The 13,813-nt window shown below is 70.3% G+C and carries 13 protein-coding genes and 1 pseudogene; 5 read left to right on the top strand and 9 right to left on the bottom strand.

All coding sequences use genetic code 11. From position 1 onward, the window contains the following. Positions 1-198, bottom strand: a pseudogene (locus ABD378_RS14020) (hypothetical protein); the annotation flags it as partial. Positions 199-332: 134 nt separating this feature from the next. On the opposite strand from ABD378_RS14020, the gene ABD378_RS14015 reads away from it, so the two are divergent. After that, on the top strand, positions 333-2,402 hold the full coding sequence (locus ABD378_RS14015; protein ID WP_344521062.1) for a DHA2 family efflux MFS transporter permease subunit: 2,070 nt from the start codon (positions 333-335) through the stop codon (positions 2,400-2,402). A gap of 49 nt (positions 2,403-2,451) precedes the next feature. Here the strand turns inward: ABD378_RS14015 and ABD378_RS14010 are convergent, their stop codons facing one another. From ABD378_RS14010 to ABD378_RS13990, 5 genes are all read right to left on the bottom strand, one after another. Next, positions 2,452-3,018 (bottom strand): GNAT family N-acetyltransferase, encoded by a 567-nt coding sequence (locus ABD378_RS14010; RefSeq protein ID WP_344521270.1) that lies wholly within the window; start codon positions 3,016-3,018, stop codon positions 2,452-2,454. A 78-nt stretch (positions 3,019-3,096) separates the two neighbouring features. Further along, entirely contained in the window at positions 3,097-3,735 is a 639-nt protein-coding gene (locus ABD378_RS14005; protein ID WP_344521061.1) for a LysE family translocator, read from the bottom strand. Between the two features lie 70 nt (positions 3,736-3,805). Beyond that, positions 3,806-4,132 carry an antibiotic biosynthesis monooxygenase family protein gene (locus ABD378_RS14000; RefSeq protein WP_344521060.1) on the bottom strand — a complete coding sequence of 109 codons (327 nt, stop codon included), beginning with the start codon at positions 4,130-4,132 and terminating at the stop codon, positions 3,806-3,808. A 60-nt stretch (positions 4,133-4,192) separates the two neighbouring features. Then, positions 4,193-4,543 (bottom strand): hypothetical protein, encoded by a 351-nt coding sequence (locus tag ABD378_RS13995; RefSeq protein ID WP_344521058.1) that lies wholly within the window; start codon positions 4,541-4,543, stop codon positions 4,193-4,195. Between the two features lie 104 nt (positions 4,544-4,647). Then, on the bottom strand, positions 4,648-6,789 hold the full coding sequence (locus tag ABD378_RS13990) for a multicopper oxidase family protein (protein WP_344521057.1): 2,142 nt from the start codon (positions 6,787-6,789) through the stop codon (positions 4,648-4,650). Between the two features lie 294 nt (positions 6,790-7,083). Between ABD378_RS13990 and ABD378_RS13985 the strand changes: the two genes are divergently transcribed. Together ABD378_RS13985 and ABD378_RS13980 are read left to right on the top strand one after the other, a co-directional pair. Then, complete coding sequence (locus ABD378_RS13985) at positions 7,084-8,274, top strand: sensor histidine kinase (protein ID WP_344521055.1); 1,191 nt, start codon at positions 7,084-7,086, stop codon at positions 8,272-8,274. Beyond that, entirely contained in the window at positions 8,271-8,951 is a 681-nt protein-coding gene (locus ABD378_RS13980) for a response regulator (RefSeq protein WP_344521054.1), read from the top strand. The genes ABD378_RS13985 and ABD378_RS13980 overlap by 4 nt, the downstream gene beginning before the upstream one ends. Before the next feature lie 31 nt (positions 8,952-8,982). Here the strand turns inward: ABD378_RS13980 and ABD378_RS13975 are convergent, their stop codons facing one another. After that, on the bottom strand, positions 8,983-9,390 hold the full coding sequence (locus ABD378_RS13975) for a DnaJ family domain-containing protein (protein ID WP_344521053.1): 408 nt from the start codon (positions 9,388-9,390) through the stop codon (positions 8,983-8,985). Positions 9,391-9,518: 128 nt separating this feature from the next. On the opposite strand from ABD378_RS13975, the gene ABD378_RS13970 reads away from it, so the two are divergent. After that, entirely contained in the window at positions 9,519-9,911 is a 393-nt protein-coding gene (locus tag ABD378_RS13970; protein WP_344521052.1) for an FHA domain-containing protein, read from the top strand. Between the two features lie 84 nt (positions 9,912-9,995). On the opposite strand, the gene ABD378_RS13965 is transcribed toward ABD378_RS13970, so the two are convergent. Beyond that, on the bottom strand, positions 9,996-10,664 hold the full coding sequence (locus tag ABD378_RS13965; RefSeq protein WP_344521050.1) for an O-methyltransferase: 669 nt from the start codon (positions 10,662-10,664) through the stop codon (positions 9,996-9,998). 142 nt (positions 10,665-10,806) lie between these two features. Here ABD378_RS13965 and ABD378_RS13960 point away from each other — a divergent pair, with 142 nt between their 5' ends. Next, a complete protein-coding gene (locus ABD378_RS13960) occupies positions 10,807-11,922 on the top strand; it encodes a serpin family protein (protein WP_386545274.1) in 1,116 nt (371 codons plus the stop codon). 135 nt (positions 11,923-12,057) lie between these two features. On the opposite strand, the gene proP is transcribed toward ABD378_RS13960, so the two are convergent. Beyond that, positions 12,058-13,476, bottom strand: a complete 1,419-nt coding sequence (gene proP / locus ABD378_RS13955; RefSeq protein WP_344521049.1) for a glycine betaine/L-proline transporter ProP — start codon at positions 13,474-13,476, stop codon at positions 12,058-12,060. Between the last annotated feature and the right edge of the window lie 337 nt (positions 13,477-13,813).

The raw sequence follows: 13,813 nt of genomic DNA, 5'->3' as shown, positions 1-13,813 counted from the left end.
CCTCGCGTCCCGCGCCGCGAAGGCGGCCCGCTCCGTACAGCCGCAGGCGGGCGCGCTGCCCGGCTCGCGCGACGTACCGCATTCGGGACATCGCTGAGCGTCGTCCGGGCCGCTGCCCAGCTCGTCGTCCCGGCCGCTGCCCGGTCCGTCGTCCCGGCCGCTTTCGGCGCCGCTCGCACGCGTTTCCCTGCTGCTCACTCTTGGTACCCCGCCCCTAGAGAACTCCAGCGATTATGCAGACCCTGGCTTCAACAGGCCATAACGGGCCACACGGACCAGGATGGAGAGGGAGAGCCCCTCGCGGGACACGCGGGAGCCCTCAGGAGGTGTCCATGACGCAGGACGTCAGCGCCCGCCCCGTGGGGCCGGAGCCAGATCCCGTCCCCGGGCCACCGGACGTACACGCACACGGCGGCGTACTGGTCTCCATCGGAGCACTGCTCCTCGGGATGCTGCTCGCGGCCCTCGACCAGACCATCGTCTCGACCGCACTGCCCACCATCGTCAGCGAACTCGGCGGCATGGAGCACCTGTCCTGGGTCGTCACCGCGTACCTGCTCGCCGCGACGGCCGCGACGCCGCTCTGGGGCAAGCTCGGCGACCAGTACGGCCGCAAGAAGCTGTTCCAGCTGGCCATCGTGATCTTCCTGGTCAGCTCGGCCCTCTGCGGCATGGCGCAGAACATGCCGCAGCTCATCGGCTTCCGCGCGCTCCAAGGCATCGGCGGCGGCGGTCTGATGGTCCTGTCGATGGCGATCGTCGGCGACATCGTCTCGCCACGCGAACGAGGCAAGTACCAAGGCCTGTTCGGCGCGGTCTTCGGTGTGACCAGTGTCCTCGGACCGCTGCTCGGCGGGCTCTTCACCGAGCACCTCAGCTGGCGCTGGGTCTTCTACATCAACCTGCCCATCGGCGTCGTCGCGCTCGTCGTCATCGCCGCGGCCCTGCACATCCCGGTGCGCTCGACGAAGCACACCATCGACTATCTCGGCACCTTCCTGATCGCGGCCGTCGCCACCTGCCTCGTCCTCGTCGCCTCGCTCGGCGGCACCACCTGGGACTGGGGCTCGCCGCAGATCATCGCCCTCGCGGTGCTCGGCGTCGTGCTCGCCGTGGCCTTCGTGTCCATCGAGCGCAAGGCGGCCGAACCTGTCATCCCGATGAAGCTGTTCCGGGTCAGGACGTTCACGCTCTCCGCGATCATCAGCTTCGTGGTCGGCTTCGCGATGTTCGGCGCGATGACCTATCTGCCGACGTTCCTCCAGGTCGTCCAGGGCGTCTCGCCGACCATGTCGGGCGTGCACATGCTGCCGATGGTGATCGGCCTGCTGATCTCGTCTACCGCGTCCGGCCAGATCGTCAGCCGTACGGGCCGCTGGAAGGTGTTCCCGGTCGCGGGCACCGGTGTCACGGCCCTGGGACTGCTCCTCCTCCACCAGCTGGACGAGAACAGCAGCACGGGCGAGATGAGCGCCTTCTTCTTCGTCTTCGGCTTCGGGCTCGGCCTGGTCATGCAGGTCCTGGTGCTCATCGTGCAGAACGCGGTGCCGTACGGGGATCTGGGCGTCGCCACGTCCGGCGCGACGTTCTTCCGCTCCATCGGAGCCTCGTTCGGTGTCGCCATCTTCGGCACGATCTTCGCCAACCGGCTCGTCACCAAGCTCTCCGACGCCGTCGCGGGGCAGCAACTGCCGCCCGGCGTCAGCGCCGACTCCCTGACGTCCGACCCGCGGGGCATCGCCGAACTCCCGGCAGCCGTGCGCCCCGGCGTCGTGCACGCCTACGCCTCGTCCATCACGGACGTCTTCCTGTACGCGGCGCCGGTGGCCCTGGTCGCCTTCGTCCTGGCCTGGTTCCTGAAGGAGGACAAGCTGCGCGGCTCGGTCACGGCGCCCGATCCGACGCAGACGCTCGCCAGCAATCCCGTCGAGCGTTCGTCGTACGACGAGGTGGCGCGGGCGCTCTCGGTCCTCGGCACACGGGAGGGCCGCCGCGAGATCTACGTACGCATCACGGAGCGCGCGGGCTACGACCTGCTGCCCGCCGCCAGCTGGCTCCTCCTGCGGATCAGCCGCCACGGCCACGTCGAACCGGCGACGCTCGCCGACCGCAGCACCGTGCCCCTGTCCGTGATCACGGCGGCGTCCCGCCAGGTCGAGGAGCGCCGTCTTGCCCGGCGCGAGGGCATGGGCCTGACCCTGACCGACGAGGGGCGGGCGGCGGTAGCCAAGCTGTCCAAGGCCCGCGAGGAGTCGCTGTCCGAGCTGCTCGGCGACTGGTGGGGCCCCGACCGGCCCACCGACCTGGTCAAGCTCGTCGAGGAACTCGGCGCCGAGATGTGCGGATCGGACGCCGAACGGCCGTACGACGGGAAGCCTCCACAGCGCGGCGTTGCGGCCTGAGCGGCGCCGCAACGCCGCTCCGGCCGCGGGGTGCCGCCCTCAACTGACCTCAACCGGCCCGAGGCGCCAGCTTCTTGGCGTACCAGCACTCGGCGTACATCCGCTCGGTGAGCGGCTCGCTCTCCTCGTAACCGTGCCGTGCGTAGAGCGCCCTGGCCTCGACCAGATCGAGGCGCGTGTCGAGGATGATCCGCGCGGCCCCGAGCGCGCGGGCGGCGTCCTCGGCGGCGGCTAGGAGGAGCGCGGCGCCGCCCTTGCCACGCATGTCCTCGCGGAGGAAGACGCGCTTGAGCTCGGCGGTACAGACGCCCCTCAGGTCGCCCATGAGCCGCACCCCGGCCGTCCCCGCGGGCTCGCCCCCGTACCGGGCGACGAAGAGGGCGCCGGTGGGCGGTCGCAGGTCGTCGCCCGTCTCCGCCGCGATCTCGCGCTCCAGCTCTTCGGGGGCGGTCCTGCGCCTCTCATGGAGGAGGTAGTACCGGTCGCTGACCTCTGTGTAGTACGCGCGCCAGAGCGCCGAGGCGACGGGGGAGTCGACGGCTTCGGGAACGACGGTCCAGGAGGCGGACCCTGCGTTGCTGGTCTCGACATTGCTCATGTCGCTCATGCGGCTCATATGGCTCATGGAGGCCATTCTCGGGACGCGACTGCCATGCCCCGCAAGCGAATTACGCCCCCTCGCCCCTCGCCCGGCTCAGTCCTTGCGCCCCGTGGCGGCGACGCTGACGCCGAGCCCGATCATGGTGAGCCCGCCGACCCCACCGATCATCGAGAGCCGCCGCGGCGAGTGCGCGAACCAGCCGCGCGCGGTGGCCGCGACCAGGCCCCACACACTGTCGGACGCGATGGCGATGGCATTGAAGACGAGGCCGAGCACCAGCATCTGCAGCACGACGTGCCCCTGCTCGCGGTCGACGAACTGCGGCAGCACGGCGGCGAAGAAGACGATGGTCTTCGGGTTGGCCACACCGACCGCGAACCCCTCCCACAACGTACGCAGCCCGCTGTGCGCAGGGCCGTCCCCGGTGAACGCGGCGTGCAGCGAGGCGCGTTGGCGCACTGCCTTGACCCCGAGGTGGACGAGGTAGGCGGCGCCAAGCAGCTTGAGCGCCGTGAAGACGACGACCGAACGCTCGACGACGGACCCGACCCCGAGCGCGACGGCCATGACGAGTACGTACGCACCGATCGTGTTCCCCAGCACGGTGGTCAGCGCGGCACGACGCCCCTGCGCCAGCGCCCGCCCGACGACGAACAGGACGCTGGGCCCGGGGATCACGATGAGCAGGAACGACATGGCCGCGAAGGCGAGTATCCGGTCGGTGGACATCATGGGGCCCATGGCACCACGGGGCTGCCGCGCGCCGGTACCTGTTTTTCCCGCGCCCGGGTGCTTCGCTTCCCTAGCCCTTGGGCGCGGCCTGCTGCACGACCTCGAACGACCAGACCGCGGCACTGCTGGACGCGGGCTTGGGCCGCTCCCCGCCCCCTGCGCCGCCGCCCTGGTGCGCGGCCTTCATCGGCCCTTCCATCCACGCCTTGAAGGACTCCTCGTCACGCCACCGCGTGTAGACCAGGTAGTCGTCAGTCCCCTCGATGGGACGGAGAAGCTCGAACCACTCGAAGCCGTCCGAGTTCTCGACGGCACCCGCGCGGGACGCGAAGCGCTTTTCGAGGGTTTCCCGCTGTTCGGCCGGGACGGTCAGGACGTTGATCTTGACGATGCTCATGCGTCCATCCTGCCGTAAGGGTGGGCAGCCTCGACGAGGCACCCAAGGAACGCACCGGGCCTACTCCGTGGACGACGTCGATTTGCCGGACTTCTCTTCTGCCGCCAGTTTCGCCGAACCTGCGTCGGGCCCCATGTCGAGGTCGATCTGAACTCCGGTGATCGACAGCCCCCGCCCGCCCTTGTCGGCAAGGATCTGACGGGCTTCGCGCCGAGCACGGGGATCGTCGGGTACGCCGCCCACTTCGATCAACTGGTCCGCGTCACGGGCATTCAACGCCTTGACGTAGGACTCAACGGCGTTACGGGCACCTTCTTCAGAGTCTGCGGCGCTCTCGGAGTCTCCTCCAGAGCCGCACGCGGACAGAAGTGCCACGGCCAGCGCGACGGATGCGAGGTACCGCCGGTCCATAGTGCCTCCCCGGGGAATCACGCGATGTCCCCATGATGCTAGGGGTGCAGTCCTGGGACCTCGGAGCGGCCGTACGTCTGGCTCTTTCCGGCGCGTCAGGACCCTCACTCGGGCTTGTTGCCGACGGGGCCGCCGATCTCGTACGGCGTGGTGACGTTGTCGTAGGCGAGGTGCATGACCATGCCGAGCTTGCTGTGCCAGAAGTTGTGGCAGTGGTCCATCCAGATGCCGGGGTTGTCGGCCTTGAAGGCGACCTGGACCTCCTCGCCGGGCCGGACGAGCACGGTGTCCTGCCACATCGGGCTGCCGGAGGCCCGCTTGCCGTTCTTGCTCAGCACCAGCATGTGGTGGCCGTGCAGATGCATCGGGTGGTCCTCGCTCCCGCGGTTGATGAAGGTGGCGCGGGCCAGGTCACCTTCCTTGATCATCAGCATCGGGGTGTCCGGGAAGACATGGCCGTTGATGGTCTGCTTCAGCCCGAAGCTGCCGTCGTAGAAGCCCAGCCACTCGTCGAAGACGAGTTTGTAGTCGCGGTCGAAGTCGCTGTCCGGGCGGAGTTCCGTCTTCTTGGGGCTGCCGTAGCTGTACGGGTCGAATTCGGGGCCGCCGTTCAGGTCCGCGTTCAAGTCCCCTTTGCCGTCCGGCGAGTACACGATGCCCGCGTCCGGCGCGCTGCCGTCGGTCACCCGCACCGGCCCGTCCGGCATGGTGAATTCGACGTCCATCCGGTTGCCACCGCCGAGCACCAGCTTCTTGCCCTTGAGCGGGGTCGGCTTGTGCACGTCCGTGCCGTCCAGGGCAGTGACCTTGTACGGGACGCCGTCAAGGGCGAACTCGCGAGTGGCGCCGCTGGTGTTGGTGAGCCGTACCCGCACCTTCTCGCCCGGCTCGGCGCGGCGCCGCTCCAGCTCGTCGGACGCGCCGATCGCGGACACCAGGCCCTTGTCGGTCTGCCAGTCGTGGGCGAGGACGCTGACGTCCTTGTCCACCGGCCTGGTCTGCTTCTTCGGCTCGATGACCAGGGCGCCGAAGAGGCCGCGTTCGACCTGCTCGGAGGCGGCCTGGTGGGAGTGGTACCAGCGGGTGCCGGACTCCTCCACGCGGAAGCGGTAGGTGAAGGACTTGCCGGGCAACACCGCGTCCTGGGTGGCGCCGGCCACGCCGTCCTCGCCGTTGGGGACGTCGACGCCGTGCCAGTGGATGGTGACAGGGGTCTTGCCGGGCAGCTCGTTCCGCAGCTCGATCTCGACCAGATCGCCCTCGGTGACCCGCAGTTGAGGGCCGGGGACCCGGCCGTTGTACGTCCAGGCGTCGACCGTCCTGCCGGAGGCCAGCTTTACCTTCTTGGCCTGCGCGGTGAGGGAGAAGCGCCGGTCGGGCGTACCACTTCTGGGACCGCGCAGCTTATCGACGGACATCCCGTGCGCCCCGCCGGTGCCCGGGGCCATGTGGTGGCCGTGGGCCATGTCGTGGTGCTGCCCGGAGGCACCGCCGCCCCAGTCGGCGCTGCCCTTCATCATCGAGAAGGTGTGCGGAAGCCGGCTGCCGGCGATTCCGTGATTGACCAGCCCCGCCACGGTGCCGAGCACCACCACGGACGTACCCAGCCGCACCGCCAGCGCCCGTCGCCAGGGGATCTCACGGCCCGTGAATAGGCGTTGCAGCCGCGCGTTGGCACGCCAGACCAGCAGCCCGGCGACCGCGGCGGTGATCAACCCGTAGGTGACGAGACTGATCCAGAACGACCGGTCCGGTGGCAGGAAGATCTGCGCGAGGCAGGCGAAGCCGCCGAAGGCCGCGAGCCGGGGCGGCACGACATGGCGCGGGGACCTGGCGCGCGACTGCTCATCCAGCGGCACCGGCGCATCCGGGTCGGGCAGCCTTCCCCAAGCTCTCGGCTTCGCTCGAGCAGGGGATACCCCATTCCGGGCGGCGGATGCCAGCCACGGCACCGTCCAGACCGCGGTGGCGATCACGGCCGGGAGCAGCATGACGAAGGTGGTGAACAGCCGCCGGTCGCCGACGAACGCCCACCCATGGAGGGCAAGCAGCCCGTACGTGACGAGCCTGGCGGCGGTGAGCAGCAGGGCGACGGCCACCAGCACCAGCGCGATACGGGACATCCGCCGCATGCGGCCGGCGGTGCGACGGCCTGGCTGCAGGCCTGTTGTGACGGCGGCGATCAGCCAGGCGGGGAGCAGGAAGATGCCAAGACCGAGTTCGAGTCCGGCTACGGCTACGTACATGGCCGTCACCCCCGGCCCTGCGACCGTCGGGCCGCGGTCGACGGCGGCTGTGGTGGGCGTCTGCGTGGCCGGCGGAGGTCGCGGGCGATCTGGTCGCCGAGGACCCGGAGGCGGCGGCGCCCTGCTGCGGTGGATTCGGTGATCTGAGGCATGCCGTCAGCGTGGCGATCACCGCACCGGCCGGGCATCCGCCGATCCTCGCTCTCTTCCTCGGCGGAAAGTCGCGGGCCGGGCGATGCCGCGTACAACTATCGATTGACGCGTGCCCTCCCGCACCGCGGCTAGCCTCCAGCCATGACATGGGACAGTCGCCTCACGGCCCACCGGGAACGCCTGCGGCCGGTGGAGGGCGCCCTGTTGGCGCTGGCCCTCGCCGCGGCCACGGTCACCATCGACGGGATGTCCGCGAGGTTCGACTACCTTGCCGCGCACCCGCCGCTCTTCGTGGCGATCCCGGTCGGGCTGGTGGTCGGCCTCGCGGCATGGTTCCGTGACCGCCGTCCCGAGCTGCTTCTGCTGGCTGCGCTGGGCGCCTATGTGGTGCTCTCGGCCTGGATCGCCGTGGTGTTCGCGCAGTACACCCTGGCCGACCGCGCCGCCTCCTGGCGCCGGGTCGCCGTCGCCTCCACGGTCGCCGTCACGGTGGTCGCCCTGCCGATATGGCGGGGCGGCGGCTTTGACGCGGCCATCATGAGCGTGGGCATCTGCGTCTTCCCGGCCCTGCTCGGCCTGTACACGGGCGCCCGCCGCCGCCTCATGGCCGAGCTGCGCGAGCGCGCCGAGCGGGCCGAACGCGATCAGCAGCAGCGGGTGTTGCAGGCCCGCAGCGACGAACGCGCCCAGATCGCCCGGGACATGCACGACGTCGTCACCCACCGCGTGGCCCTGATGGTGCTGCACGCGACCGCCCTCGAGGTGACCAAGGGCGCCTCCGCCGTCGACATGGGCAAGCAGATCGGCGCCATCGGCCGCGAGGCACTGACCGAGCTCCGCTCGCTGGTGGAGGTCCTGCACACCCGATCCGAGGCCCCGCTCGCCCCGCAGCCCGGCCTGGCCGAGCTGGAGACCCTGATCGCCGACTCCCGCAGCCTGGGGACGCCGGTCACCCTCGAACTGACCGGAGAACACGGCACCACACGCCCACCCGAGCTGCCGGCCCTGATCGAGCACGCCGTCTACCGGGTGGTGCAGGAGGCCCTGACCAACGTCCACAAGCACGCCGCCGACGCCGAGACCCACGTCCGGGTCCACTGCACCCGCCGGCTGCTGCACCTCACGGTGATCAACCGGCACGGTATCGGCGGCAACCCCTCCGGTCTGCCCAGCGGCGGCCACGGCCTGCTCGGCATCGCCGAACGGATACGGCTCGTCGGCGGCGAACTCACCTCGGGCCCGACCCCGGACGGCGGCTTCGAGATCGCCGCCGAGATCCCGCTGGACGACGTACCCCAGAAGCAGCCCACCCACATGGAAGCCACGCGATGAGCGAGACGACGACCCGGGTCCTGATCGTGGACGACGAATGGATGGTGCGCTCCATGCTCAGCACCATCATGGCGTCCGCCCCCGACATCGAAGTGGTGGGCGAGGCATCGGACGGCAATACGGCGGTGTCGATGGCCGCCGCCCTGGAGCCGGACGTCGTCCTGATGGACATCCGGATGCCCCGCTCCGACGGCCTGACCGCCACAGAGCGCCTCACCCACTCGCCCCGCCCGCCGCGCGTCGTCGTGCTGACCACCTTCGACCTGGACGAATACGTCCAGACAGCGCTACGTCACGGGGCGGTCGGTTTCCTGCTGAAGGACGCCACCGCCGATGACATGATCGCTGCGGTGCGCAGCGCGGCCCGCGGCGACGCGATGCTCTCCCCGAAGGTGACCCGCCGCCTCATCCGCCGCTTCACGGAGGACGACGGCCCCTCCGCCGGGCGGCAGCGCCGCCGCTCCGAGGCCCGCAGCCGCCTGGAGGCCCTGACGGAAAAGGAGCGCGAGGTCCTGATCGCCCTGAGCGGCGGCCTCTCCAACACCGGCATCGCCGCGGCCCTGCACATGAGCGAGGCCACCGCAAAGACCCACATCAGCCGGATCCTGTCGAAGCTCTCCCTCACCAACCGCGTCCAGGCGGCGATCCTGGCGCACCATGCGGGGCTCGTGGACTAGGGCGCGTGCCACCACTCGAAGCCGTCCGAGTTCAGTCCGGGTGGCGTTCGCGCCAGGTTCGGGTGATCTCGTCGACGTCGAAGGGCTTCAGGCCCAGGGGTGGGCCCGGGGGTGGCATGCGCAGGGCTTCGTGGATCTTGGTGTTGAGGTCGGTGACGAGTTTGCGGGCCGCCTGCTCGGAGGGGGCGTCCGGCGCCGCGGCGAGTACGTCCTCGGCCTCCTTGCGCAGGGCGAGGGTCGGGGGGAGGTGGGAGAGGCCCTCGCGGGCCATCTTCTGCTTGATCCACCACTGCTCGTCGTACGAGGAGTCGGCGAGGCCGTCCGGGAGCGGCTTGCCGCGGCCCTTCAGGGTGGCGAAGTCGCCGCGCTCCTCCGCCTCACGGATCTGCTTGTCGATCCACGACTCGAAGTTGACTCCAGGTGGCTTCCGTTCGGTCATGGGTCCATTGTTCCAAGGGCCCGTGCTTTCGCGCGAGGGGCGACTTAGGATGCGGCGCGGCGCGATGCGGAGCGGGCGAGGTGCGCTCCGGGGGTGCGCGTCCGGTCGTCGAGAGTGGGGGAGCGTACGTGCTTGAGCTGACCATGGCCCTGTTGTCCGGGGCTGACGAGGGGGCGACGGCGGGCATGCTCATGGCCGACGCGCCGAGCGCACCGGGTTCCGTGTTGCGGGTGGGGCGCGATCGCAGCGTGTGCCGTCTTGTGCCGCCCGATGACTGGCTGTTCGTGTCGCGTACGCATCTGGAGTTCCGCTGCGGGCCCGACGGGGCCTGGACCGTCACCTGGCTGCGCGGATCGCATCCCGAGCCCGCGTCGCAGGTGCGCCTGACGGTGGGTGGGGCGGCGGCGCCTCTTGAGTACGGGGGAACGGCGCCGCTGGCCCGGGGCGGGTCCGGTGACGTGGTCATCCAGGACCGGGCCGGGGCGCGCAGCGTGAACGTCGGGTTCTATCAGGAGGGTTGAGGGGGGCGCGTCGTCCTTCCTCCGTATCGGTCCAGCGCGTGGTCCAGTGCGCGGTCCGGCCTCGGTCCGGTATGTGGGCCGGGCTCAGTCCAGTACGCGGGCCAGTGCCAGGCCGTCGTAGCCCTTCGTGCCCACCGTCTGCAGCGCCGTGCCGCTCAGCTTCGGGTGCCGGGCGATGAGTTCGAGCGCCTTGCGCGTGCCCTGCACGCCGGGGTCGGTGGAGTCGGCGTCGGCCACCGCGCCGCTTCGTACGACGTTGTCGACGATGATCAGGCTGCCGGGGCGGGTGAGCTTGAGCGACCACTCCACGTAGTGCGGGTTGTTGGCCTTGTCCGCGTCGATGAAGACCAGGTCGAAGGGGGTCGCGTCCTCGTCCACCAGCGCGGCGAGCGAGTCGAGGGCCGGGCCCACCCGGACCTCGGTGAGCTTGTCGAGGCCGGCGCGGGCGAGATTGCCGCGGGCCACGTCGGCGTGGACCGGGGAGTACTCCAGGGTGATCAGCCGGCCGTCCGCGGGCAGGGCGCGGGCCAGCCAGATCGTGCTGTAGCCGCCTAGCGTGCCGATCTCGAGGATGCGGTGCGCGCCCTGGATCTGGGCGAGGAGCTGGAGCAGCTTGCCCTGATTCGCCGCGACGCTGATCTGCGGCAGACCGGCGGCGTCGCTGTCGTGCAGGGCCGCGGTCAGTGCCTCGTCGGCGGGGGCGAGCAGGTCGGTGAAGTAGGTGTCGACCGCGGTCCATTGCTGCTGGGTCATGGGGGCCTTCCCAAGTGTTCGTTAGGTTCGCTAACGATGTTAGTGGGGTGGGGGTCGATTGTCAGTGGGGACTCGCATACTGGGGTCGTCGGGCTGTGATGGCGCGACGCGGGATGTGGGCTGCGGGCTGTGGGGGGTTGAGATGACGTACGGAACGGGGCAGGTGCTGCCCGCGGCGGCGATCCGGGGGCTTGCCGACCGGTGGCTGCCGCTGATGGCTTCGCCGGGTGCGGGACCGCGGGGCGACGCGGGCGCGGGGGACTTCGCCTGCTCGCCCGCCGGTCTGTGGCTCGCGCTGGCCGCCGTCGCGGTGGGTGCGCGGGAGGAAACCGCCGGGGAGCTGCGGGAGTTGCTCGGCGTGGCGGGAGAAGACGCCGCGGGTGTGGTCACGGGAGCCGCGCGGGCGCTGGCCGGCACGGACGCGGTGGCTGTCGCCACCCGGGTGTGGAGCCGGGTCCCGGTGTACCGCGCGTATCGGGAGGCGCTGCCGGACGTGGGGTTCGGGCCGATGGATCCGGACGGCATCGACGCGTGGGTGCGGGAGGCGACGGACGGTCTCATCGATCGGCTGCCGGTGGTGATCACTCCGGATGTGCTGCTGCTCCTCGTCAACGCGCTTGCGCTCAAGGCGCGTTGGGAGATCCCCTTCGAGGGGGCGGGCACGCGCGACCAGGACTTCACGGACGCGCTCGGCGTGCGGCACCGGGTGCCCACCATGCACCGGCCCGTTCCGCTGAACTGCGCCTGGACGGTGGGCGGCGCGAGCGTCGTCGAGCTGAAGTGCCGGGCGGAGGGCGGGCGGGCGCCCGCCCGGGTGCGGTTCGTGCTCGGTGAGCCGGGTGCGGGGGCCGCCGAGGTGCTGCCGCTCGCCTGGGCGCCGGAGGGGCGGTGGACCGGGATCGACGCCGAGCAGATCAACATGGCGGTGCCGCGGATCTCCTTGCGGACGCGGACGGACGCGACGGAGCAGTTGGCCGCGCTGGGTGTGCGGTGGGCCATGAGCGAGAGGGCCGACTTCTCCGGGATGTCTCCGGAGCGGCTCGCGATATCTCAGGTCGTGCAGGAGGCGGTGGTGAGGGTCGCCGAGGAGGGGGTTGAGGCGGCGGCGGTTACGGCTGTGCCGATGGCGCCGGGCGGGGCGTATGTCCCTCGACGGATCGAGTGGATCGCCTTCAACCGGCCGTTCGGGGTTGTGGTGCTTGACGGGGTGGGGGAGGTGCCCTTGTTCACTGCCTGGCAGGCGGGGGTGCCGGGGTAGGGGCGCTTTTCTTTCCCCAACCCCGCCCCTTCCCGAAAACCCGCTCGGCGCGGGGGCCTTGGTTGCCGTCATCACCGGCTTCGCCGAGTTCGTCCTCAAGCGCCGGACGGGCTGGGTGGTCCGCCGAGTTCGTCCTCAAGCGCCGGACGGGCTGGAGATCGAACTCGCTTCCACCGCCGGGGGCGAACCCGGCAGCGGACGTCCCGCGCTCTCGCTCATGAACCACACCGCGACGCCGCCCACCACCGCCGCGGCCATCATGTAGTACGCGGGCATCATCATGTTCCCCGTCGCCCCGATCAGCGCCGTCACGACCAGCGGTGTCGTGCCTCCGAAGATCGACACGGAGATGTTGAAGCCGATGGAGAGCGAGCCGTAGCGGACCTTGGTCGGGAAGAGGGCGGGGAGTGTCGACGGCATCGAGGCCGTGAAGCAGACCAGGAGCAGGCCGAGCGCCGCCATGCCCAGGCCGATCGCCCAGAGCGAGCCCTGGCGGATCAGGAGCAGGGCGGGGACCGAGAGGAGCAGGAAGCCCACGCAGCCCGCCGCGATCACCGGGCGGCGGCCCACCCGGTCGGTCAGCGCGCCCGCGAACGGCTGGACGCACATCATCAGCGCCATCACGGCGAGCACGACCAGGAGCCCGTGCGTCTCGTCGTACTTCAGCTCGCTGGTCAGATAGCTCGGCATGTACGACAGCAGCATGTAGTCCGTGACGTTGAAGACCAGGACCAGGCCCATGCACAGGAGCAGCGCCTTCCACTGGCCCGTGACCATGTCGCGCAGGCGCACCTTCGGGCGGGACTGCTCGTCCTTGTGCGCCTTGGCCAGCTCCGCCGCGAACGCCGGGGTCTCCTCCAGCTTCATCCGCAGGTACAGGCCGATCAGGCCCATCGGGCCCGCGATCAGGAAGGGGATGCGCCAGCCCCAGGAGAGGAGGTCATCCGAGGACAGGAGAGCCGTCATCAGGGTCACAAGGCCCGCGCCGCCGATGTAACCGGCCAGCGTGCCGAACTCCAGCCAACTGCCGAGGAAACCCCGCTTCTTGTCGGGGGCGTACTCGGCGATGAAGGTGGAGGCGCCCGCGTACTCGCCGCCCGTCGAGAACCCCTGCACCAGACGGGCGATCAGGAGCAGGATCGGCGCGCCCACGCCGATCGCCCCGTACGACGGGATCAGGCCGATCGCGAACGTGCCCGCCGCCATCATGATCATGGTGAGGGCGAGTATCTTCTGGCGGCCGATGCGGTCGCCGAGCGGGCCGAAGACCATGCCGCCGAGCGGGCGGATCAGGAACGCCGCCGCGAAGGCGCCGAAGGTGGAGAGAAGCTGGGCCGTGGGGTTGCCCGACGGGAAGAAGACCTTGCCCAGCGTCACGGCGATATAGCTGTAGACGCCGAAGTCGAACCATTCCATCGCGTTGCCGAGCGCGGCCGCCTTCACCGCCCGCTTGACCAGCGCCGGGTCGACGACGGTGACCTCCGCCGACGCCTGCCCGGAGGGCGGGGCCTGCGTCTGCGGTGCGACAGGTGCGACGGATGCGGCGGTCGGCAAGGGTTCGCTCGCCTGCCTCTCGATTGACGACAAGGGCAGAGCCGCCCAGCAAGGGGCGGCCCGAAAGCGACCATAGGTGTAGGCGACATCATTACGTTCGGTGTCCGGTCGGCCGCACATCGTCCGGAAAGTGCCGCTATCCAGGGCAAATGGTTCCGCTTCCGGCGGAGGTGAGAAGGCGCCCTTGTGATCTTTGTCGCGGCTTGTACGGGGAACCGGGGCGACGCCCGGACGAAACGGGCAGTTAGGAAGTCTGCGCAAAAGCCGATAGAAAGCGGTGTGGATGCCAGGTGAAATGAGGGTTGCGCGCGTCTTCACATGAGGGCGCGGGCGTCCC

The organism is Streptomyces rectiviolaceus (assembly GCF_039533825.1).
GTDB classification, from domain to species: domain Bacteria; phylum Actinomycetota; class Actinomycetes; order Streptomycetales; family Streptomycetaceae; genus Streptomyces; species Streptomyces rectiviolaceus.
This window is presented reverse-complemented; position numbering and strand designations above follow the sequence as displayed.

Coding starts and splice junctions, on each gene's coding strand:
- ABD378_RS14015 (WP_344521062.1), top strand. CDS start 333: ATGACGCAGGACGTCAGCGCCCGCCCCGTGGGGCCGGAGCCAGATCCC.
- ABD378_RS14010 (WP_344521270.1), bottom strand. CDS start 3,018: ATGAGCCGCATGAGCGACATGAGCAATGTCGAGACCAGCAACGCAGGG.
- ABD378_RS14005 (WP_344521061.1), bottom strand. CDS start 3,735: ATGATGTCCACCGACCGGATACTCGCCTTCGCGGCCATGTCGTTCCTG.
- ABD378_RS14000 (WP_344521060.1), bottom strand. CDS start 4,132: ATGAGCATCGTCAAGATCAACGTCCTGACCGTCCCGGCCGAACAGCGG.
- ABD378_RS13995 (WP_344521058.1), bottom strand. CDS start 4,543: ATGGACCGGCGGTACCTCGCATCCGTCGCGCTGGCCGTGGCACTTCTG.
- ABD378_RS13990 (WP_344521057.1), bottom strand. CDS start 6,789: ATGTACGTAGCCGTAGCCGGACTCGAACTCGGTCTTGGCATCTTCCTG.
- ABD378_RS13985 (WP_344521055.1), top strand. CDS start 7,084: ATGACATGGGACAGTCGCCTCACGGCCCACCGGGAACGCCTGCGGCCG.
- ABD378_RS13980 (WP_344521054.1), top strand. CDS start 8,271: ATGAGCGAGACGACGACCCGGGTCCTGATCGTGGACGACGAATGGATG.
- ABD378_RS13975 (WP_344521053.1), bottom strand. CDS start 9,390: ATGACCGAACGGAAGCCACCTGGAGTCAACTTCGAGTCGTGGATCGAC.
- ABD378_RS13965 (WP_344521050.1), bottom strand. CDS start 10,664: ATGACCCAGCAGCAATGGACCGCGGTCGACACCTACTTCACCGACCTG.
- ABD378_RS13960 (WP_386545274.1), top strand. CDS start 10,807: ATGACGTACGGAACGGGGCAGGTGCTGCCCGCGGCGGCGATCCGGGGG.